Genomic DNA, 20,255 nt, shown 5'->3' on the forward strand with positions numbered 1-20,255 from the left:
CTGGCGGCGGGATTCCGTTCTGGCGGACGTGAACCGGAGCCCGTGAGCGGCAGCGCCCACGGGCTCCGTCGCGTCACCGGCCCGGGGGCTGGTCGCGGAGCACGCAGGTCAGGCGCGCGGTGCAGGTCCGGCGGTCCTGCTCGTCGGTGATCACGATCTCGTAGGTCGCCGTGGAGCGGCCCCGGTGCACCGGCGTCGCGACCCCGGTGACCTTGCCCGCGGTGGCCGCGCGGTGGTGGGTGCACGACAGCTCCAGGCCGACCGCGATGCGGCCCTCGCCGGCGTTGAGCGCGGCGGCGATGGAGCCCAGCGTCTCGGCCAGCGCCGCGTTCGCGCCGCCGTGCAGCAGGCCGTAGGGCTGGCGGTTGCCCGCGACCGGCATGGTGGCGACCACACGATCGGGTGTCAGCGTCGCGTACTCGATGCCCAGCTTGTCGGCCAGCTGCTCCCGGGCGCCCGACAACATCTCGATCGACAGGCCGTTCTCGCTGGTCATCGCCTCACCACTGGTCATATCCGCCACCTCTGGTGCCTCCCGTCGCCTCCGGTCACGCGCTGTCGGGGCTTGAGCCTAGACTCGCCGCCGTGACGCATTCCGAGGACCGACGCCTGCTGCTCATCGACGGCCACTCGATGGCCTACCGCGCTTTCTACGCCCTGCCGAAGGAGAACTTCCAGACCGGCACCGGGCAGCACACCAACGCGGTCTACGGCTTCACCTCGATGCTGATCAACCTGCTGCGCGACGAGCAGCCCACGCACCTGGCGGTGGCCTTCGACATCTCGCGCAAGACCTTCCGCTCCGAGGCCTTCGCCGACTACAAGGCCAACCGCAGCAGCTCGCCCGACGAGTTCCGCGGCCAGGTCAGCCTGATCCAGGACGTCCTCGGCGCGCTGAACATCCCGGTGCTGAGCAAGGACAACTACGAGGCCGACGACGTCATCGCGACGCTGACCACCCAGGCCACCGGCGACGGCTTCAAGGTCGCGATCTGCACCGGCGACCGCGACGCGCTGCAGCTGGTCACCGACGACGTCACCGTGCTCTACCCGACCAAGGGCGTCTCCGAGCTGACCCGCTTCACCCCGCAGGCGGTGGAGGACAAGTACGGCCTGAGCCCGCAGCAGTACCCGGACTTCGCCGCGCTGCGCGGCGACCCGTCGGACAACCTGCCGAAGATCCCCGGCGTGGGGGAGAAGACGGTCACCAAGTGGATCCAGCAGTTCGGTTCGCTGGCCGAGCTGGTGGACCGGGCCGACGAGGTCAAGGGCAAGGCGGGCCAGGCGCTGCGCGACCACCTGTCGTCGGTGCTGCTCAACCGGCAGCTGACCGAGCTGGTGCGCGATGTGGAGCTGGAGATGGGCCCGTCGGAACTCGCGGTGCGCGCCTGGGACCGCGACGCCGTGCACCAGCTGTTCGACGACCTGGAGTTCCGCGTGCTGCGGGACCGGCTGTTCGCGACGCTCTCCAGCGCCGAACCGGAGGTCGAGGAGGGCTTCGACATCTCCGGCGGTGTCGTGCAGCCCGGCCAGCTGCCCGCCTGGCTGGCCGAGCACGCCCGCAACGGCGACCGCGTCGGCCTGGCGTTCACCGGGCAGTGGGCGCGGGGCCGCGGTGACCTGACCGGTCTGGCGCTGGCCACCGCGACGGGCGCGGCCGCGTTCGTCGACGTCAGCGCCCTGACCACCGAGGACGAGCAGGCGCTGGCGGCGTGGCTGGCCGACCCGGCGACCACCAAGGCCGCGCACGACGTCAAGGGCCCGCTGCACGCCATCCGCGACCGGGGCTGGCAGCTGGCCGGGCTGACCAGCGACACCGCGCTCGCCGCCTACCTGGTGCGGCCGGGGCAGCGCTCCTTCGAGCTGCCCGACCTGGTGGTCCGCTACCTGCAGCGGGAGCTGCGCGCCGAGACCGGCGAGGAGGACGGCCAGCTGTCGCTGCTGGAGGACGAGTCGGAGACCAGGGAGAAGGCGGCATCGGCCGAGCTGGTCAGGGCGCGCGCGGTGGCCGAGCTGGCCGACGCGCTCGACACCGAGCTGGACCGCATCGACAGCCGCGGCCTGCTCACCGACCTGGAGCTGCCGCTGCTGGTGGTGCTCAGCGAGCTGGAGGGCGCGGGCATCGCCGTCGACGCCGACCAGCTCGCCGAGCTGGGGGCGCGCTTCGCCGCGCGCGTCAAGCAGGCCGCGCAGGACGCCTACGGCGTGATCGGCAAGGAGATCAACCTCGGGTCGCCGAAGCAGCTGCAGGTGGTGCTCTTCGACGAGCTGGACATGCCGAAGACCAAGCGCACCAAGACCGGCTACACCACCGATGCCGAGGCCCTGCAGACGCTGTTCGAGAAGACCGAGCACCCGTTCCTGCAGCACCTGCTGGAGCACCGCGACGCCACCCGGCTGAAGACCACTGTGGACGGATTGGCGAAGTCCATTTCGGACGACGGCCGGATCCACACCACGCTGAACCAGACCATCGCGGCCACCGGGCGGCTGTCCTCCACCGAGCCGAACCTGCAGAACATCCCGATCCGCACCGAGGAGGGCCGCCGGATCCGCGAGGTGTTCGTGGTCGGCGGCGGCTACGCGGAGCTGATGACCGCCGACTACAGCCAGATCGAGATGCGCATCATGGCGCACCTGTCCGGCGACGAGGGTCTCATCGAGGCGTTCAACACCGGTGAGGACCTGCACAACTACGTGGCCTCGCGGGCGTTCGGGGTGCCGATCGAGGAGGTCGACCAGGAGCTGCGCCGCCGGGTCAAGGCGATGTCCTACGGCCTGGCCTACGGGCTGTCGGCCTACGGGCTGGCGCAGCAGCTGCGCATCTCGGCGGAGGAGGCGAAGGCGCAGATGGACGCCTACTTCGCCCGCTTCGGCCGGGTCCGCGACTACCTGCGGGAGGTCGTCGACCAGGCCCGCAAGGACGGCTACACCTCGACGATCCTCGGCCGCCGCCGCTACCTGCCGGACCTGACCAGCGACAACCGGCAGCGCCGCGAGATGGCCGAGCGGATGGCGCTCAACGCGCCGATCCAGGGCAGCGCGGCCGACATCATCAAGGTCGCGATGCTGGGCGTGCACCGAGCGTTGCGGGACAACGACATGCGGTCGCGGATGCTGCTGCAGGTGCACGACGAACTGATCGTCGAGGTCGCCGACGGCGAGCAGGCCGAGGTGGAGAAGCTGCTGCGCGAGCAGATGGGTTCGGCCTACGAGCTCTCGGTCCCGCTGGAGGTCTCGGTCGGCTCGGGCCGGTCCTGGGACTCCGCCGCCCACTGAGGACTCCCGCGATTTCTCCAGGCTCGTTCTGCGTAGCGGTGCGGGTAGCGGAACCTCAGAGGCCGCCTGGACTCCGGGAGCCCGTTCTCATGTATGACCCATACACAGCGAACGGGCTGTCCTCGCCAGGCGACCTCTGAGAACCCGCGGCGGTGCAAGTTGCTTGGGTGGGTTATGCGCCTGCGGCGCATGCGACACCTCTGGGATCGGTGCCGGTCGCAGGTCGCGGCTGCGGTCCCGAGCAGGATGATGCGATTTCAATGGAAATTGGACGTCCGATTTCCATTGAAATCGCAGGGTTCCGGGGTGGTGGGGCAGGTTGCGGGTCAGTCACGAAGTGGGTGTCGCCCGGGTGCCGAGCCCGGCGGGTCGCCTTGAATGGCGGACATCACCGTCGGCGCACCCGCCGTTTCCCGCGTCCGATCGGTGCGGATAGCCTGCCGTACGCGTGACCGGGCGCGGCGGGGGCACCTAGGAGCCGCTTCCACGCCGACCTCTAGGAGGAGCATGATCAACATCGACAGAGTGGACCACCTGGTCCTCACCGTCGCCGATGTCGATCGGGCAGTGCAGTTCTACGAGCAGATCCTCGGCATGACGCCGGTGACGTTCCCCGGCGAGCGGCGGGCGGTGAGCTTCGCCGGGCAGACCATCAAGCTGCACGCGGCCAGCGAGCTGGTCGAGCCGACCGCGACGCACCCGGTGCCCGGTTCGGCGAACCTGTGCTTCGTGACCACCAACGCGCTCAGCGAGGTCCAGGAGCACCTGCGCGCCAACGACGTGCGCATCGAGGAGGGCCCGGTCAGCCGCATCGGCTCGGCGGGCCCGATCACCTCGCTGTACCTGCGCGATCCGGACGGCAACCTGCTCGAGATCGCCCGCTACGACGAGCCCGAGGAGTAGCGGAGTGGACCTTGTCCCCGGGGCAAGGTCCAGACTCGTCCCATGCTCAGCATTGGGGAATTCGCGCAGCTGACCGGCCTGAGCGCGAAGGCGCTGCGGATCTACGACAAGCAGGGGCTGCTCAAGCCCGCCGAGGTGGATCCGTGGTCGAACTACCGCCGTTACTCGGCGAGCCAGCTCGAATCCGCGATCCAGCTGAAGGCGCTGCGCGCCGCGGAGATCGGTCTGGCTGAAGCGCAGCGCGCGCTGCGCGGGCGCCAGGGCGCGGCGGCGGTGCTCGCCGAGCACCGCGAGCGGCTGGCGGCGGAGCGCGCGCGTCAGGACGAGGCGCTGGCGGTGGCGTCGGCGCTGCTGGAGCGCGACCCGCTCAGCTGGGACGTCCAGGAGCGTCAGGTGGAGGCCCAGCACTGGGTCGGTGTGGTGCTCCCGGTGACCGACGAGCTCACCGATGACCAGGCCGATCTCGCGTTCGGCGCGCTGCACCGAGCGCTCGCGGCAGCGGAGAACGCGCCGACGGGGCCGTTCTGGTCGTCGATGCGGGCCGGCGCCGGTGAGGACGACGTCGAGCTGCTGTGCTGCTGGCCCGTCGCGCGGGCGGTGGCGCCGGACTGGTCGGTCCCGGGTGCCTCGGTGGTGCGCGGTGAGATCCGCGCCGGGCGGGAGCTCGTGGTGGGGTGGCGGCACGACGACGGGGTTCCGGTCGTGGACTCGGCCGTGCACCCCGCGGTCCTCGTGCTGCTTGCCGAGGCGGAGCGGCGCGGCGCGGAAGCAGGCCTGGCCGAGCTGCGCCAGATCGGGCTGCTCGACGAGACCGGGGACGCCGTCGGCGTGGAGGTCGCGATCCCGCTGATCTGACCGGTGAACATCGGATTCGGCATATACCACCGGAGCAGTGGAGCTGCTCGGCCGAATGGGTGCTGATCGCCCGATCGTGTTCCGGGGCACAGCGATAGCGTTCGGCGGGTCGGAGAACGTGCGCGGCTTGTCGGGAGCTAAGACGTGGGTTTCGCCGCCTCGGAGTTCACCCGTGACAAGGTCGGCTTCCTCTCGGTGGAAGGTCAGCTCGTCGAGTCGCTCGACGAGCAGGTGGACGTCGGGGACGAACGGCAGTGGCTCACCTGGCTGACCGCGGAGGCGACACGGCGCGAGGACGGCCGCGAGCAGCTCGCCACCGCGCTGATCGCGCACTGCCGGGACAAGGGCATCCAGGCCCCCGCGCACGACCAGGCCCGCGGCGTGGCGGCCCACGCGCTGCAGGACTTCGAGCGGCTGCTCTGCCACCGCGTGGTGGACCAGCTCGGGGACGCGGCCGGGCAGCTGGAGGAGCTGCTGCCCGAGCCCGGCACCGGCAGCGGCTGGCTGCTCGCCGAGCTGCGCTCCGAGGTGACCCCGATCGATCTGCGCTCGTTGGCCCGCGAGCTGGACGACATCATGTCGCTGCAGGCGCTGGGCCTGCCGACCGACCTGGCGGCGGATTCGGCGGATCGCGTGTGGCTGCGGAGCCTGCTGACCGAGGTGGAGAAGCTGACCGCGGTGCGCCGGTTGTGCCTGCCCGCCGATCTCCTCGCCGGGTTCCCGGCCGAGCTGGTGGCCGCGTGGAGCGCGCGGGCGGCAGATGCGCAGCCGGAGGAGCTGCAGGCGCTGCCGCAGCCGGTCCGCGTCACGCTGCTGAGCGCGCTTTGCGCGGTGCGCCGCGCCGAGATCACCGATCTGCTCGGGCACGTGCTGATCGGCCTGCTCCACCAGATCCGGGCCCGTGCGGAGCACCGGCTCGGCGGCGGGGCCGACGACGTGCCGCTGCCCGGCACCACGCGGGACGTGCTGCTGTTCGACCTGGTCAAGGCGGCCGTCGAGAATCCCGATCACACCATCCGCGCGGCGTTGTACCCGATCGCGGGCGAGCCGCTGCTCAAGCAGCTCATGCGGGACAGCGCAGCCCGGACCGCCGAGCACGTCAGGCGCAAGCGAGCGGTCCTGCGGGGCACCTACTCGGCCTGCCACCAGCAGCTGTTCCGGCTGTTGCTGGCGAGCCTGGAGTTCCGCAGCCGGGAACCCGGCTGCTGGCCCCTGCTGGCCGCTCTGGGCGAGCTGGTCGGTGACTACACCGCCTGCTGGGGTCGGGGGAGGTTCTACGAACCCGGCCACGGTGCGCCGCTGGAGGACGTCGTGCCGCCGGAGTGGCGGTCGGCCGTCGTGGACCGGGAAGGGCGCGTGGAGCGCATCGCCTACGAGTTCTGCGTGCTGGTGTCGCTGCGGGACCAGCTCTGCACCCGGCAGATCTACCTCGCGCACGGGCACCGGTGGGGCGAACCGCCACCGGTGCCCGCGCGCGCCAAGCACGCAGAGGTCCGCTGGCCCACCCAGGACGAGTAGGCCAGCGGACGGTTCACAGCGAGAGCTCGGGCTTGAGGCGCGACGGCGTCCACACCCGCTGGCGCCAGGCCGCGATGGTGCTCAGCAGCAGCGCGGCGACGAGGTAGCTCACCAGCACCGTCACCGAGGTCGTCACCGCGGACATGTCACCGCCGTAGAGCAGGTGGCGCAGCCCGCTGACCACGTAGCCCAGCGGCAGCACCTGGTGCAGCGGGTGCAGCGGCTCCGGGATCGTCTGCCACGGGAACGTGCCGCCCGCGGTGACCAGCTGGAGCACCAGGACGACCAGCGCGATGAACTTGCCCTTCGGCCCGAACGCCGCGTTGAGCGAGTGCACCACCGCGGTGAACGCGAACGAGGTCAGCACCAGGAAGCCGAGCGTCTTCCAGGTGTGCGCCGGCTGCACGCCGACGGCGTAGACCACGACCAGGTACAGCAGCACCGCCTGCACGAAGCCGACGAGCGCGGCGGGCAGCCAGCCGCCGAGCGCGACGCGCCACGGCGCGACCCCGGCCGCCAGCGCCCGGCTGGACAGCGGCCGCATCAGCAGGAACAGCACGAACCCGCCGACCCACAGCGCCAGCCCCATGAAGTACGGGGCCAGCCCGGCTCCGTAGGTGTCGGCCTTGACCTGGGCCAGGGTGTCGATGGCGAGCGGGTCGCCGATGGTGTCCGCGGTGGCGTCGCGGGTCTGCTCGTCGGGGTTGGGGATGTCGTTGACGCCCCTGCCCAGCTCGGTGGCCAGCGTGTCGGAGCCGTCCTTGAGCTGGCCGGAGCCGTCGCGCAGCTGGTGCGCGCCGCCGGCCAGCTGGTCGGCGCCGTCGGTGAGCTTCTTGGTGCCGGTGACGGCCTGCTGCTCGCCGTCGCGCAGCTGCTTGGCGCCGTCGTCGAGCTTGACCGAGCCGGTGGCGAGCTGGTCGATGCCGCTGGTCAGGGCGGGCATCGCGCCGGCCAGCTGGCGGTTGCCGTTGGCGACCTGGCGGGATCCGTCGGCGAGCTTGCGCAGCTGCCCGACCTGGCTCTGCACCTTGCCGTTGGCCTCGGTGATCGGGCTGTGGAGCTCGTCGAGACCGGCGGTGACCTTCTCGATGGTCGCTTCGTCCACCCCGGCCTGGCGCAGCTGGTCGGCGACGCGGGTCTTGTGGCCGTCGAGGTGGTCCACGACGTCCTGCGCGGCGTTGCCCAGCGTTTCGGCCTTGGTGGCGAGCTGCTCGTTGCCCGCGGCGACCTGCTCGGCGCCGTCGGCCAGCTTCGCGGTCTGCCCCGGCAGCGGCGCGGTCTTCTGCTGCAGCTGCGACAGCCCGCCGCGCAGCTCGCCGGTGCCGTCGGCGAGCTTGTTCGCGCCGTCGGCGAGCTGGCGCTGGCCGTCGAGCAGCTGGTGGGCACCGGCGGAGAGCTGCGCCGAGCCCTGCTCGGCCTTGCCGAGTCCGTCGTAGAGCTGCCCCGCGCCGTCGGCGATCTGCCCGGCGCCGTCGGCGGCTTCCAGCGTCTTGTCGTGCACCGTGGCGAACCCGAGCAGGAACTGCTTGGCCGCCTCGGAGCCGACGCTGGAGGCCACGCCCTTGCGCACCTCGGAGGCCACCTTGTCGGCGATGGTGCCGACCAGGTAGTTGTTCGCGTCGTTGGTGATCAGCCGGAGCTTGGCCTGCCGCGGCTCGAACTCGCCCGCCGAGATCAGCGCGGTGGAGAAGTCCCGCGGCACCACCAGCGCGAAGGTGTACTCGCCGCTGGCCACGCCCTGCTGGGCGGAGACCTCGTCGGTGCGCGACCAGTTGAACGTGTCGGAGTCGATGAGCTCCTGGTACACGTCCTGCCCGGCGTCCAGCCGGGTGCCGTCCTCGCGTTCGGCGCCGGTGTCGTCGATGACCACGGCGGCGGGCACCGAGTCGAGCTTCCCGTAGGGGTCCCAGTTCGCGTAGATGTACATGGCGCCGTACAGCAGCGGCACCAGGGTGACCGCCAGCAGCGCCAGCTTGGGCAGCTTGCCGGAGGTGAGCCGGCGCAACTCGGTGGCGGCGAGCCGGAGACTAGTCATCGCAGGCCTTCGTGAAATCCGATGTGGACAGTTCGGGGTTGTCGGCGCCGATGCGGGCGGGCGTGACGCCCAGCTTCTCGGCCGTGTGCGGGGAGCAGAGGGCGATCACCGCCAGGCCGCGCTCGGCCTGTTCGACGGCCAGCGAGTACCAGCCGGTGGGATCGCCGCCGTGGCGGTCCGGGCAGTCCAGGACCAGTGCTTTCGTGGTGCGGGCTTCGCAGGCGAGCTCGATCAGGAGCTTGGTGCGGTCGAGCGGGGCGAGGTTCTCGCAGCGCTCGTCGGCGTTGTACTCGCGCGTCGACAGCCAGGCCTTGACCTTGCGCCGGGTGGACCAGCGGCCGGCCAGGGTGAGGCCCTCGGCGACGACGTCGCGCACCGAGATCGAACCGTCGGGTTCGGTTATCTCCGGCGCGTCGACGACCGCGACCTGCTGCCGCAGGGCGCCCGCGTCGAGCGCGCCGTCCAGGCGGACGGTGCCCTTGCCGGGCCGCAGCCGGCCGGACAGCACCAGCGCGAGCGCGGTGTGCCCGGCGTTCGGGTCGCCGGTCACCAGCAGCGCCTGACCGCTGCGCACGCGCAGCGAGGTGGGCGCCAGCAGCGGTCCGTGCGCTCCGTTCACCTCCACGCCGGTGGCGACGATTTCCAAGCCGACTCCTCGACTCTCACGGTCTGGTGCACCGGTCAGCGCAGCGCGGTGGCCGGGCGCACCTCCCACATGGTCCACAGCGGTCGATAGCCCTGGCGGGGCCAGAACACCGAGGACAGCGGGTTGGGCGGGTTGTAGTACAGGAAGCTGCCGACGACTCCGGCACGAGCGAACTCCTCGTGCACCGCGTTCATCAGCCGCTGTCCGACGCCGGTCCCGCGGGCCTGCTCGTGCACCGACACGCAGTTGACGTAGGCCCAGGTGCCGGGGCGGAGCCGGTGGCCGGCGGCCGACAGGTCAGCGTCGACCCAGCCGCACTCGGCCACCGCGACCGGAACGCCGTCCCGCTCCGCGAGCCAGACCGGATCGCTGGAGTGCAGTCGCACTCGGGCAGCGGTCCGCTTCAGCTGCGGGGCGTCGGGGCGGTAGGTCGAGGATCCGACGAGGGCGGCGTATTCGAGCTCGAGGAGGGTGAGTTCGACGACGGCGTCCAGGTCGGCCGGTCCGGCGCGACGTACAGTTACGGTACCAGATAGTTCCGTAAATGTGCACGGCGGAGTGGGTGGGCGCACAGCAAGACAGGACAAAGGGGTGAAACCGCCGTCCAGCAACGCTTTTGCCGCCCGGACGTCCCGGCTGGGCCAGGTCACCAAGCACGCCGAATCGCGCTCCGGAGCGCCCTGTTCGAGCAGCTGCTCGCGCCACGCCGCGAGCAGCGCGGACATGCCCGCGGCCGAGTGCTCGCCGATCAGCGGGAACAGCTCGAAGACCGAAGCGGGCTGCCAGAGGCTGTGCACCGAGCCGGGCGGGTTCCACGTCCGCGCCGCGATCCCGGCGACCGCGTCACCGCCCGCGGTGCGCGCCACCAGCGGCTCGCCGCGCGGTACCGGGTAGCGGTCGGGCAATTGCGGGTCCAGCTCGGCGAACCGCGCGCACTGGGCCTGCAAGAGCTCCTGCGCAGTCGCCACGGCCGCTCCTCGACGAAGGGATGTTCCGCGGCACATCGAACCAGCACCGGCCGAAACCTTCAGCGCGAAGAACGGCCCGCGCAGCCGAGATCACATCGCCTTCGTGGCGGCTCGCGAATTCCGCCGGAATCGCGAGCCGGTGTTCGGCCGAATGCCGGAATCGTCGGCGAACATCCGGTGATTCCGCTAGGTCAGGAATCGAGGGTGCAGACGAAGATGGCCGTGCCGGGGAAGAGGCGTCCGCGCAGCGGGCTCCACTGCCCCCAGATCTCGGTGTGCCCGGCGGGCCACTCCGGCTCGACCAGATCGGTCAGCCGCAGCCCGGCCTCCGACAGCGCGCGGACGTAGTCGCCGAGGGTGCGGTGGTGCTCCACGTAGGTGGCGCGGCCGGTGGCGTCGATCTCCACGTACGGCGTGCGGTCGAAGTAGGACTGGGTGACGGTCAGCCCGGTCGGACCGGGGTCGTCGGGGAAGATCCAGCGCATCGGGTGGGTCACCGCGAACACCCACCGGCCGCCCGGCCGCACCACCCGCGCGACCTCCCGGAACACCGCGCCCACGTCCGCGACAAAGGGCACCCCGCCGAACGCCGAGCAGGCCAGGTCGAACGAATCGGCGCCGAACGGCAGGCAGTCCGCGCTGGCCTGCACCAGCGGCACCGCCGTCCCGCTGCGCCTGCCGCCCTCGGCGGCGTGCCGCAGCATCCCGGCGGAGATGTCCAGGCCGACCGGCAGCGCGCCCCGGTCGGCCAGCCAGCGCGAGCACGAGGCCGCGCCGCAGCCGATCTCCAGCACCCGCTTGCCGCGCACGTCGCCGAGCAGGCCGGCCTGCTCCTCGTGCAGGCGCTCGGGGCACCAGACGAAATCGCTCAGGCCGAGGAAGCCGCCGTGCTCGGCCTGGTAGTCGTCGGCGTCGGCGTCCCACCACAGCCGGTTGGCGGCCCTGGATTCCGCCGCGTCGGCAGTGCGCTTGCTCACACCTGCGGTGCCCAACGCGTGCTCCGCGGAGCTACCCTGGACCTCGGCGCTCTCCGGGTCGTCGGCTCGTGTCAAGGGTTCTCCCCGCCGATAGTGGGTATTGCTCGGACGTGAAGCATTGTGGCCGTCCGGCGCCGACTGCTCGTCGGGGCCCACCGCGGTTTGCCCGGCGATCGAGAGAGCGCGTACGATACCGCCCGCGCCGTGGGTCTTTTTTCGTCGTCGTTCCCGCCAGCCGGATCGCACCGGCAGGGCGGGCCGGCCGAGGAATCGGATCACCCGGTCCAGCCGTCCGGTTGGCCCTGGTACCAACGCCCGCGGCGCGGTAAGAACGTAGAACCAGCGACCAAACTATCCGTACCGGAGCAACCCACCTGATGTCCACCGACACCACCACCGTCCCGACTGCAGCCGCCACCAAGCCGCAGGTCGCAGTGAACGACGTCGGGACGGAGGAGGACTTCCTCGCCGCCGTCGACCAGACCATCAAGTACTTCAACGATGGGGACATTGTTGAGGGCACCATCGTCAAGGTCGACCGTGACGAGGTGCTGCTTGACATCGGCTACAAGACCGAGGGCGTCATCCCGTCCCGCGAACTGTCGATCAAGCACGACGTCGATCCCGCCGAGGTCGTCACCGTCGGCGACTTCGTCGAGGCCCTCGTCCTCCAGAAGGAGGACAAGGAAGGCCGGCTGATCCTCTCCAAGAAGCGTGCGCAGTACGAGCGCGCCTGGGGCACCATCGAGGAGCTCAAGGAGAAGGACGAGCCCGTGCGCGGCACCGTCATCGAGGTCGTCAAGGGCGGCCTCATCCTCGACATCGGGCTGCGCGGCTTCCTGCCGGCGTCCCTGGTCGAGATGCGCCGCGTCCGCGACCTGCAGCCCTACGTCGGCCGCGAGCTCGAAGCCAAGATCATCGAGCTGGACAAGAACCGCAACAACGTGGTCCTGTCCCGCCGCGCCTGGCTGGAGCAGACCCAGTCCGAGGTCCGCAGCGAGTTCCTCAACCAGCTGCAGAAGGGCCAGGTCCGCAAGGGCGTCGTGTCCTCGATCGTCAACTTCGGTGCGTTCGTCGACCTCGGTGGCGTTGACGGTCTGGTGCACGTCTCGGAGCTGTCCTGGAAGCACATCGACCACCCGTCCGAGGTCGTCGAGGTCGGCCAGGAGGTCACCGTCGAGGTCCTCGACGTGGACATGGACCGCGAGCGCGTCTCGCTGTCGCTGAAGGCCACCCAGGAAGACCCGTGGCGCCAGTTCGCCCGCACCCACGCGATCGGTCAGATCGTGCCGGGCAAGGTCACCAAGCTGGTTCCGTTCGGTGCGTTCGTCCGCGTCGACGAGGGCATCGAGGGCCTGGTCCACATCTCCGAGCTGGCCGAGCGCCACGTGGAGATCCCGGAGCAGGTCGTCCAGGTCGGCGACGAGGTCATGATCAAGGTCATCGACATCGACCTGGAGCGCCGCCGCATCTCGCTGTCGCTGAAGCAGGCCAACGAGGGCTTCAGCACCGACTCGGAGTTCGACCCGACCCAGTACGGGATGGCCGCCGAGTACGACAACGAGGGCAACTACATCTACCCCGAGGGCTTCGACGTCGAGACCCAGGAGTGGACCGAGGGCTACGAGAAGCAGCGCGAGGAGTGGGAGCGCCAGTACGCCGAGGCGCACAGCCGCTACGAGAAGCACCTCGCGCAGATCGCCAAGGCCCGCCAGGCCGACGCGGAGGCCGCTGCGGCCGCCGCGACCGGTGGTGGCGAGGAGTCGACCGGCGGTGGCAACTACTCGTCGGCCTCCAGCGACGACCAGGACAGCGGCTCGCTGGCCAGCGACGCTCAGCTGGCTGCGCTGCGGGAGAAGCTCTCCGGCGGTGCGTGAGCACTGACGCCTGACGGCTGAAGCACAGCGGCCCCGCACCTTCCGAGGTGCGGGGCCGCTGTCGTCGTCGGGCTGGCAGGATGGGCCCATGTTGCGGGTGGGACTGAGCGGCGGAATCGGATCGGGCAAGTCGACGGTGGCCCGGCGGCTTGCGGAGCTCGGCGCGGTGCTCGTCGACGCCGACGTGCTGGCCAGGGAGGTCGTGCGGCCGGGCAGCCCGGGTCTGGCGGAGATCGTCGAGCGCTTCGGCGCGGACGTGCTGGACGCCGATGGTGCGCTGAACCGGCCCGCGCTGGCCGCGAAGGCCTTCGCCGACGACCGGGCCCGCGCGGACCTCAACGCCATCACGCACCCCAAGATCCGCGATCTGACCGCCGAGCGGATGGCCGGTGCGCCCGCGGACGCGATCGTGGTGCACGACGTGCCGCTGCTGGTGGAAGCCGGTTACGCGCCGAACTACCACCTGGTGGTCATCGTCGACGCGCCCGAGGAACTCCGGGTGCGGCGGCTGGTGGAGCGCGGCCTGACCGAGCAGGACGCCCGGGCCCGCATCGCCGCGCAGGCCACCACCGAGCAGCGCCGCGAGGTCGCCGACGCGTGGCTGGACAACAGCGGCCCCGTCGAGGAGATCCTGGCGCAGGTCGACGCGTTGTGGCGGGACCGGCTGGTGCCCTTCGAGGAGAACGTCCGGTTGCGCCGCCGCCCGCCGAAGCGCGCCCCGCGGCTGGTCGGGCCGGACCCGGACTGGCCGCGCCAGGCGCAGCGCCTGATCGACCGGATCGAGCGCGCGGCGGGGGACAAGGCGGTGCGCGTCGACCACATCGGCTCGACGTCGGTGCCGGGCCTGCCCGCCAAGGACGTCATCGACCTCCAGCTCACCGTCCGGTCCCTGGCGGATGCCGACGCGCTCGCCGAGCCCCTCGCCGAAGCGGGTTTCCCGCCGATCCCGGAGATCACCGGCGACACGCCGCACGCCTTCGCCCCGGACCCGGCGCAGTGGGAGAAGCGCATCCACGTCTCAGCGGACCCGGGCCGCTACGCCAACCTCCACGTCCGCCCGGACGGCAGCCCGAGCCAGCAGCTGGCCCTCCAGTTCCCGGCCTGGTTGCGGGCCGACGAGGAAGCCCGGGCCGGATACCTCGCCCTCAAGCGGGAAGTGGCGGAGGCCCACGCCAACGACCCGTCCCACGACGCCTACGCGGACGCCAAGGAGCCCTGGTTCGCCAAGTCGCTCCCGGAAGCCCGGGCGTGGGCGCAGCGGACCGGGTGGACTCCCGGCGCGTGAACCGCGGCACCGGTGCCCCGCCTCGGGCTCGGGGCGGGGCATCGGCGGTGGTGCGGGTGGGAACGAGGTTCGGGGGCAACTCGTCCCCACCCGGCTCAGGAAGCCGCGCGGAGGATTCGCGCGATCTCGGTGTAGCCGTCGGCTTCGGCGTGCTGGAGCGCCGTCACCCCGTTGCGGTCGCGGATGTTCACGTCCGCCCCGGCGTCCACGAGGATCTGCACCGACTGCTGGTAGCGCTCGCTGCCGTCACCCAGGACCACCGCTTCCAGCAGGGCGGTCCAGCCGAGGTCGTTCACGTGGTTGACGTCGATGCCGGTGCGCACCGCCGCCCGGATGTACTCGACGTGGCCGTGCTCGCCCGCCGGGATCAGCGCCGTGCCGCCGTAGCGGTTGAGCAGCGTGAAGTCGGGGTTCGCGGGCAGCAGCGCCTCCAGCATGCCGACGCTGCCGGTCACCCCGGTCACCAGGAACGCGGTGTCCTGGCGGTAGTCGGCGGCGTTCGGGTCGGCGCCGGCGGCGACCAGCTCGCGGGCCACCTCGACGTGGTCGGCGAGCGCGGCCAGCACCAGCGGGGTGCGCTGGTCGTCGTCGCGGGACTCCACGTTCGCCCCGGCGGCCAGGGCCGCGCGGACCTGCGCGAGGTCACCGGAATCGGCCGCCTCCAGCAGTTGCCGGTCCGCTTCCGGGTTCGGCTGCTGCGCGGCCTGCGGCTGCTCCACGGGCTGCGGGGGAGCCGGTGGAGCAGCGGGCGGCTGGGTCGGGGTGCAGGCGGCGAGCGCCAGTGCGGCGAACGCCTCGAGCGCCACGCGTCGGGTCAGCGCGGCTGTCCTCATCGAATCCTCCTGTTCGGCGGTCGTGCTGTCACGGCAGTTCGGCTTCGACGGCTTCGAGACCGGCGCGGGCGAACTCCTCGTCCAGGTCGCCGCTGGGCGCACCGGCGACGCCGATGCCGGCGATCGGGGAGCCGGCGATCACGGGGACACCGCCGCCCAGGAACAGGGTGCCCGGGATGCCGCGGAGGGCGGCGCCGTCCAGCTCCGAGGTGGGCTGGCCCCAGGCCGCGGCCGTGAAGGCCTTGCGCTTGGCGGATTCACCGCTCTGCGGGCCCGCTCCGTCGCTGGTCAGCCTGATCCGCTCGTTGCCCGATCGGTCCACGATGGACACGGTCACCCGCTGGCCCTCGGCCTCGGCGGCGTCGAGCGCGGCGTGCGCGGCCTTGGACGCGGCATCGGGGCTGAGCACCTGCGGTGGCCCTGCGGGCTGCGGTTCGGTCGGGGTGCAGGCGGCGAGTGCCAGTGCGGCGAACGCCCCGAGCGCCACGCGTCGGGTGAGCGCGGCTGTCCTCATCGGTTTCTCCTGTTTCGGCGGGCCGGTCCCCGGTCGGGCCGGGGACCGGATGGGGGTGCTACCGCAGTTCGGCCTGGATGGCGTTCAGCCCGGCGCGGGCGAACTCCTCGTCCAGGTCGCCGCTGGGCGCACCGGCGACGCCGATGCCGGCGATCGGGGTGCCCGCGGCCACCGGGACGCCGCCGCCGAGGAACAGGGTGCCCGGGATGTCGCGGAGACTGGGGCCGTTGCCGCCGGCCTGCTTGCCCAGCTCGGAGGTGGCCCGGTTCCAGGCCACGGCGGTGAAGGCCTTGCGCTTGGCGGACTCGCCGCTCTGCGGACCGGCACCGTCGCCGGTCAGCCGCACCCGCTCGTTGCCCGCGCGGTCCACGATGGACACGGTGACGCGCTGGCCCTTGGCCTCGGCGGCGTCGAGCGCGGCCTGCGCGGCCTTGGTCGCGGCGTCGATGCTGAGCACCGGCTGCTGGATGACCGCGGCCGGCGGGGTCGGTGCCTGCTGGTGGACCGGCTCGGCCTGCGCGACGGTGAAGCCGGTGGCGCCGCCGAGGATGCCCAGGCCGACCAGGGTGCCGACGACTGCGCGGTTGCGGGAGGTGGATCGCATCGGTGATGACTCCTTCGCTTCGGTTCGGTGCTTCCAGCTTCGGCCGCGCAGCCGCCCCGGGCGTCGTCGGAACGGATCTCCTCGGACGCCACCCGGTGGAGAGCGGGTCAACCGATCCATTGATGTGGCCGGGCCCGGAGCGGCTTACAGTCTGTCGGCGTGGCCGTCCGCGCCCTGTAGGCGGCGCCAGCCGCTTTGAGCACGCACGCAGCTCGCACCGCCGCGGGTTCTGAGTGGTTCCTGGCGAGGACGGCCCCGGTACATCAGGAGGGGCACCCGCAGTCCGGGGAAGCACTCGGGTTCCGCCACCCGAACCGCTGCGCAAAGCGACCACCAGCAGTTCGCCCGGAACTGCTGCGACGAGGGGATCGCGTTGACCGAACGACCTGGCGGCTGGCTGTACCGCGCGATGCACGTGGGCTTCTTCGTGCTGCTCGCGTCCTCGGCGTCGCGCTACGTCGCCGGGCACGGGCTGCAGGGCGTGACGCCGCTGCTGCTCGGGCTGTCGGCGGCGCTGGTGCTGATCTACGTGGCGGGCGTGGTGTGGTGGGAGCGCGCCGGTCAGCTGTGGCTGGCCGCCGTCGTCGGCGTCTGGTGCGCGCTGGTGCTGGTGGCGCCGAGCTTCAGCTGGTGCGCGGTGCCGCTGTTCTTCGTGTGCCTGCGGCTGCTGCGGCCGAAGCCGATGCTGGCCGCGGTCGTGCTGCTCACCGGCACGGTGATCTTCGCGCAGCTGCGGCTGGCACCGCGCTTCGAGGTCATCGACGTGCTGGTGCCGCTGGCGGTGGCGGCGATGGCCACCGCGGTGTTCCTGCAGATCAGGCACGAGGGCGAGCGCCGCCAGCAGCTGATCGATCAGCTGGTCCGCACCCGCGGGGAGCTGGCCGAGGCGCAGCGGGAGGCCGGCATCAGCTGGGAGCGCGAACGGCTGGCGCGGGAGATCCACGACACCATCGCCCAGGGCCTGTCGAGCATCCGGATGCTGTTGCAGGCGGCCGAGCGCGAGGGCGACCGGAGCGAGCACGTGCGGCGGGCGGGAGCGGTCGCCGAGGACAGCCTCGCCGAGGCCCGCCGCTTCGTCCGGGGCCTGGCGCCTGCGGCGTTGACGCGGCAGTCGCTGGCCGATGCGCTGCGCGAGCTGGTCGCGCGGACGGCGGCGGAGACCGGCATCGAGGTCCGCTTCGAGGCGGTGGGCGAGCCGCTGGCGACCTCCGAGGACGTCGACGCGGCGCTGCTGCGCGTAGCCCAGGGCGCGCTGGCCAACGTGCGCGAGCACAGCGGCGCCCGCAAGGCCGGTGTCACCCTGTCCTACCTGGCCGACGCGGTGGCGCTGGACGTGCGCGACGACGGGACCGGTTTCGACACCGACGCCCCGCGCTCGGGTGCCGACCGGGGTTACGGGCTGCGCGGGATGCGGGCGCGGGTCGCGCAGCTCGGCGGCGAGCTGGTGGTGGAGAGTGGTCCCGGGGAGGGCACGGCGATCGCGGCGACCTTCCCGGTAGGAGGGAACTCATGACGGTGCGGGTGCTGGTCGTCGACGACCACCCGGTGGTGCGCGCGGGCATCTCGGCGCTGCTGGCCGGTGCGGAGGACATCGAGGTGGTGGGCGAGGCCTCGGCGGCGGCGGAAGCCGTGCAGCGGGCCGGTGCCTTCAAACCGGACGTGGTGCTCATGGACCTCCAGCTCGGCGACGACGTGGGCGGCGTGGCGGCCACCCGGCAGCTGCTGGCGCTGCCCGAACCGCCGCACGTGCTGGTGCTGACCACCTACGACGCGGACACCGACATCAACCGCGCCATCGACGCGGGCGCCACCGGCTACCTGCTCAAGGCCGGGCCGCCGGAGGAGCTGTTCCAGGCGATCCGCGCCGCCGCGCAGGGCCGCACCGCGCTGTCGCCGGAGATCGCCAGCCGCCTGCTGCAGCGCAGCCGCACCCCGGAGGAGGCGCTGAGCGACCGCGAGGTGGAGATCCTGGAGCTGCTGGCGCACGGGCTGGGCAACCGGGACATGGCGCGCGAGCTGTTCATCAGCGAGGCCACGGTGAAGACGCACCTGGTGCACATCTACGCGAAGCTGGGCGTGGACAGCCGGATGGCGGCGGTGCGCGAAGCCGTCCGGCGCAGGCTTATCCGCTTCGACGACGCACCGCGCTGACCCGGGGTCCCGGAGCTACCCGCACCGCTACGCGAATCGGCCCGCCTTCTCGTCACCAGATTTCGAAGATGCCCCGGTAGGCCAGCCACTGGTTCAGGTCGCGGTGGCGGGTGATCTCGTCGAGCGTGCGGTGCACCGTGTGCAGGGCGTAGTCGGCTTCGCTGAGGCGCAGCGCGCCGGTGGCGACGGCCGTGGCGAATTCGGCGGCGTGGGTGATCCGCGCGCGGCCGCGGTCCTGGATCTCCAGCCCGAGCAGCAGGTCGGTGGTGGTCCAGGAGCGGGTTTCGCGCTCGATGTGCACGGCGGTGAGGGTGCTCGGCCCCGGGCGCGAGTGCCTGCTGCGCGGGCGGAACCGGGTCAGCTTGAGCCCGAGGTCGGGCAGCAGCCAGGTGATCTCGGCGGCGTGGTCCGCCGCCTCCGGGGTCGGGCATTCCACCGCCAGACCCCACCGCTCGACGTGGCATACCTCGAGCTGGTGAACGTATCCCGAGGGATGCCTACGCTGCGAGCTGAACACGTCGATGACTTCAACCAATTGGGGAGAAATCGCAGCCGCCACGGCGTCAGACAGTAGCGGGAAAAATGCGTTTGAAGATCATCGTCGACTGTTTTTAACGTAACTTTTCAGTGCTCGTCGGATATCGATTTGCGCTGGCCACGGGCATCACCGGGTTGGCGGTAGCCGCCGCTGGCCGGGTACGGGATCCTCGACAGGTTGCCCACGCCACGACAGCTCGATATCGCTCTCGCGCAGCCACGCCGACAGGTCGTAACCGTGCCGCGCCAGCCCGTCGACCGCGGCGCAGGCTCGCTCCATCGCCCGCTGCGCGGTCGCCGCGTCCAGCAGCCCGGCGCGCACGGCGATGACGAATTCGTCGATGTCCAGCAGCTCCGCACCGCGGCGGTCGCGCACCTCGACGTCCAGGTAGTGGTCGACGGTCCGCCACTGCCGGTCGCCCACCTCGACGTCCACCACGTCCAGGTAGAAGTCCAGGTCGCGCTCGTACCCGGGCTGCCAGTCCCAGCGGGTCACCCGCAGCCCCAGCGAGGGCAGCAGCCACGATTCCAGCGCGGCGAGGCGCGGGTGGCCCGGCATCGTGCGGGCGAGGTAGAGGCCGAAGGGCTCGCGGTGGAAGCGCTGCACGGCGCGCAAGTGGCCCTTGGGGTCGGTGTTGGTGCCCGCGACCAGGTCGAACACCTCGGCCTTCGGCGGGTGGACGGGCAGTCCGAGCTGCTCGGCGATCTCGCGCTGCGTGGTCACGGTGCCACTGTATGCGGCGGGCGCGACGTCCGAAGGTCGTCGCGCCCGCTATCTCTTCACCACTTGAATACCGTCACCTCCGATCGGTCGGGGTCAGGTCGACGCGCGGGTGGCGAAGGCCGGAGCCATCGTTCCCGCACCCGCGAGAACCAGGACCGCGCCGCCGATCACGTTGCACAGCACGGTGCTCGTGGTCATGACGGACCCGCTCATGACGAACACGGCCACGATCGTCCACACGCCCAGCACCGGAGCTGTCCAGGCGATGCCGTGCGTGCGGTGGTAGGCCGCGGCGAACGAGATCCCGAGAACCGTGGCGGCCAGGCCGACGACCAGGTTGTTCAGCGCCAGCGACGGCGTCGTGGCGGCGAATCCGGTGATCCACGGCGACAACGCGACGAACAGGCCACCCAAAACGGTGAAGCCGTCCGCCACCTGAGCGGTCGGAGTTTCGGATGCCCGCTCATAGCGCATGCGCATCTCGGTGAGATCCGGATGCCCTGCGATGGGTGCGCTGCTCGACATACACCACCTCCAGGACTGGGGTGA

The 20,255-nt window shown here is 71.6% G+C and carries 19 protein-coding genes; 8 read left to right on the forward strand and 11 right to left on the reverse strand.

The features are described 5' to 3' along the window. Positions 1-73: 73 nt before the first annotated feature. Positions 74-514, reverse strand: a complete 441-nt coding sequence (locus C4T78_RS24660) for a hotdog fold thioesterase (protein WP_093354759.1) — start codon at positions 512-514, stop codon at positions 74-76. A 71-nt stretch (positions 515-585) separates the two neighbouring features. Here C4T78_RS24660 and polA point away from each other — a divergent pair, with 71 nt between their 5' ends. The 4 genes from polA (at position 586) to C4T78_RS24680 (ending at position 6,555) form a co-directional block, all read left to right on the forward strand. Further along, positions 586-3,279 (forward strand): DNA polymerase I, encoded by a 2,694-nt coding sequence (polA, locus tag C4T78_RS24665; RefSeq protein WP_093354756.1) that lies wholly within the window; start codon positions 586-588, stop codon positions 3,277-3,279. A 507-nt stretch (positions 3,280-3,786) separates the two neighbouring features. Continuing rightward, on the forward strand, positions 3,787-4,182 hold the full coding sequence (locus C4T78_RS24670) for a VOC family protein (RefSeq protein WP_093354754.1): 396 nt from the start codon (positions 3,787-3,789) through the stop codon (positions 4,180-4,182). Between the two features lie 42 nt (positions 4,183-4,224). Then, positions 4,225-5,037 carry a MerR family DNA-binding transcriptional regulator gene (locus C4T78_RS24675; protein WP_093354751.1) on the forward strand — a complete coding sequence of 271 codons (813 nt, stop codon included), beginning with the start codon at positions 4,225-4,227 and terminating at the stop codon, positions 5,035-5,037. A 144-nt stretch (positions 5,038-5,181) separates the two neighbouring features. Further along, entirely contained in the window at positions 5,182-6,555 is a 1,374-nt protein-coding gene (locus C4T78_RS24680) for a hypothetical protein (protein WP_093354749.1), read from the forward strand. Positions 6,556-6,568: 13 nt separating this feature from the next. Here C4T78_RS24680 and C4T78_RS24685 read toward each other — a convergent pair whose 3' ends face one another. The 4 genes from C4T78_RS24685 to C4T78_RS24700 form a co-directional block, all read right to left on the reverse strand. After that, complete coding sequence (locus tag C4T78_RS24685; protein WP_093354746.1) at positions 6,569-8,590, reverse strand: YhgE/Pip domain-containing protein; 2,022 nt, start codon at positions 8,588-8,590, stop codon at positions 6,569-6,571. Then, complete coding sequence (locus C4T78_RS24690) at positions 8,583-9,236, reverse strand: hypothetical protein (protein ID WP_093354744.1); 654 nt, start codon at positions 9,234-9,236, stop codon at positions 8,583-8,585. Before C4T78_RS24690 ends, C4T78_RS24685 begins: the two co-directional genes overlap by 8 nt. Positions 9,237-9,271: 35 nt before the next feature. Further along, positions 9,272-10,204, reverse strand: coding sequence for a GNAT family N-acetyltransferase (locus C4T78_RS24695; RefSeq protein WP_093354742.1), 933 nt, complete (start codon positions 10,202-10,204; stop codon positions 9,272-9,274). Between the two features lie 191 nt (positions 10,205-10,395). Continuing rightward, the gene (locus tag C4T78_RS24700) at positions 10,396-11,256 is read right to left on the reverse strand and encodes a class I SAM-dependent methyltransferase (protein WP_093354739.1); all 861 of its coding nucleotides are present in this window, start codon (positions 11,254-11,256) and stop codon (positions 10,396-10,398) included. A gap of 302 nt (positions 11,257-11,558) precedes the next feature. Between C4T78_RS24700 and rpsA the strand changes: the two genes are divergently transcribed. After that, the gene (gene rpsA / locus C4T78_RS24705; protein ID WP_093156145.1) at positions 11,559-13,058 is read left to right on the forward strand and encodes a 30S ribosomal protein S1; all 1,500 of its coding nucleotides are present in this window, start codon (positions 11,559-11,561) and stop codon (positions 13,056-13,058) included. A gap of 88 nt (positions 13,059-13,146) precedes the next feature. Further along, positions 13,147-14,343 (forward strand): dephospho-CoA kinase, encoded by a 1,197-nt coding sequence (gene coaE, locus C4T78_RS24710; RefSeq protein WP_093354737.1) that lies wholly within the window; start codon positions 13,147-13,149, stop codon positions 14,341-14,343. A gap of 95 nt (positions 14,344-14,438) precedes the next feature. Here coaE and C4T78_RS24715 read toward each other — a convergent pair whose 3' ends face one another. Genes C4T78_RS24715 through C4T78_RS24725 form a run of 3 tightly spaced genes read right to left on the reverse strand, consistent with a single transcriptional unit; the run spans position 14,439 to position 16,294 of the window. Further along, positions 14,439-15,176 carry an ankyrin repeat domain-containing protein gene (locus C4T78_RS24715; protein WP_093354734.1) on the reverse strand — a complete coding sequence of 246 codons (738 nt, stop codon included), beginning with the start codon at positions 15,174-15,176 and terminating at the stop codon, positions 14,439-14,441. Between the two features lie 28 nt (positions 15,177-15,204). Further along, positions 15,205-15,690, reverse strand: a complete 486-nt coding sequence (locus C4T78_RS24720; protein ID WP_093354732.1) for a GlcG/HbpS family heme-binding protein — start codon at positions 15,688-15,690, stop codon at positions 15,205-15,207. 58 nt (positions 15,691-15,748) lie between these two features. Continuing rightward, positions 15,749-16,294 (reverse strand): GlcG/HbpS family heme-binding protein, encoded by a 546-nt coding sequence (locus tag C4T78_RS24725; protein WP_093354729.1) that lies wholly within the window; start codon positions 16,292-16,294, stop codon positions 15,749-15,751. Between the two features lie 373 nt (positions 16,295-16,667). On the opposite strand from C4T78_RS24725, the gene C4T78_RS24730 reads away from it, so the two are divergent. Both C4T78_RS24730 and C4T78_RS24735 read left to right on the forward strand, forming a co-directional pair. After that, positions 16,668-17,807 carry a sensor histidine kinase gene (locus C4T78_RS24730; protein ID WP_235863644.1) on the forward strand — a complete coding sequence of 380 codons (1,140 nt, stop codon included), beginning with the start codon at positions 16,668-16,670 and terminating at the stop codon, positions 17,805-17,807. Further along, positions 17,804-18,445 (forward strand): response regulator, encoded by a 642-nt coding sequence (locus C4T78_RS24735; RefSeq protein WP_093156137.1) that lies wholly within the window; start codon positions 17,804-17,806, stop codon positions 18,443-18,445. The genes C4T78_RS24730 and C4T78_RS24735 overlap by 4 nt, the downstream gene beginning before the upstream one ends. Before the next feature lie 52 nt (positions 18,446-18,497). Here C4T78_RS24735 and C4T78_RS24740 read toward each other — a convergent pair whose 3' ends face one another. From C4T78_RS24740 to C4T78_RS24750, 3 genes are all read right to left on the reverse strand, one after another. Continuing rightward, entirely contained in the window at positions 18,498-18,881 is a 384-nt protein-coding gene (locus C4T78_RS24740; protein ID WP_235863643.1) for a DUF402 domain-containing protein, read from the reverse strand. A gap of 228 nt (positions 18,882-19,109) precedes the next feature. Next, a complete protein-coding gene (locus C4T78_RS24745) occupies positions 19,110-19,706 on the reverse strand; it encodes a ribonuclease FAU-1 family protein (protein ID WP_093354724.1) in 597 nt (198 codons plus the stop codon). 93 nt (positions 19,707-19,799) lie between these two features. Next, positions 19,800-20,231: an SPW repeat protein gene (locus C4T78_RS24750; RefSeq protein WP_093354722.1), complete on the reverse strand. Its 432-nt coding sequence runs from the start codon at positions 20,229-20,231 to the stop codon at positions 19,800-19,802. Positions 20,232-20,255: the final 24 nt, after the last annotated feature.

The organism is Saccharopolyspora kobensis (assembly GCF_900108315.1).
In the GTDB taxonomy this organism is placed as follows: domain Bacteria; phylum Actinomycetota; class Actinomycetes; order Mycobacteriales; family Pseudonocardiaceae; genus Saccharopolyspora; species Saccharopolyspora kobensis.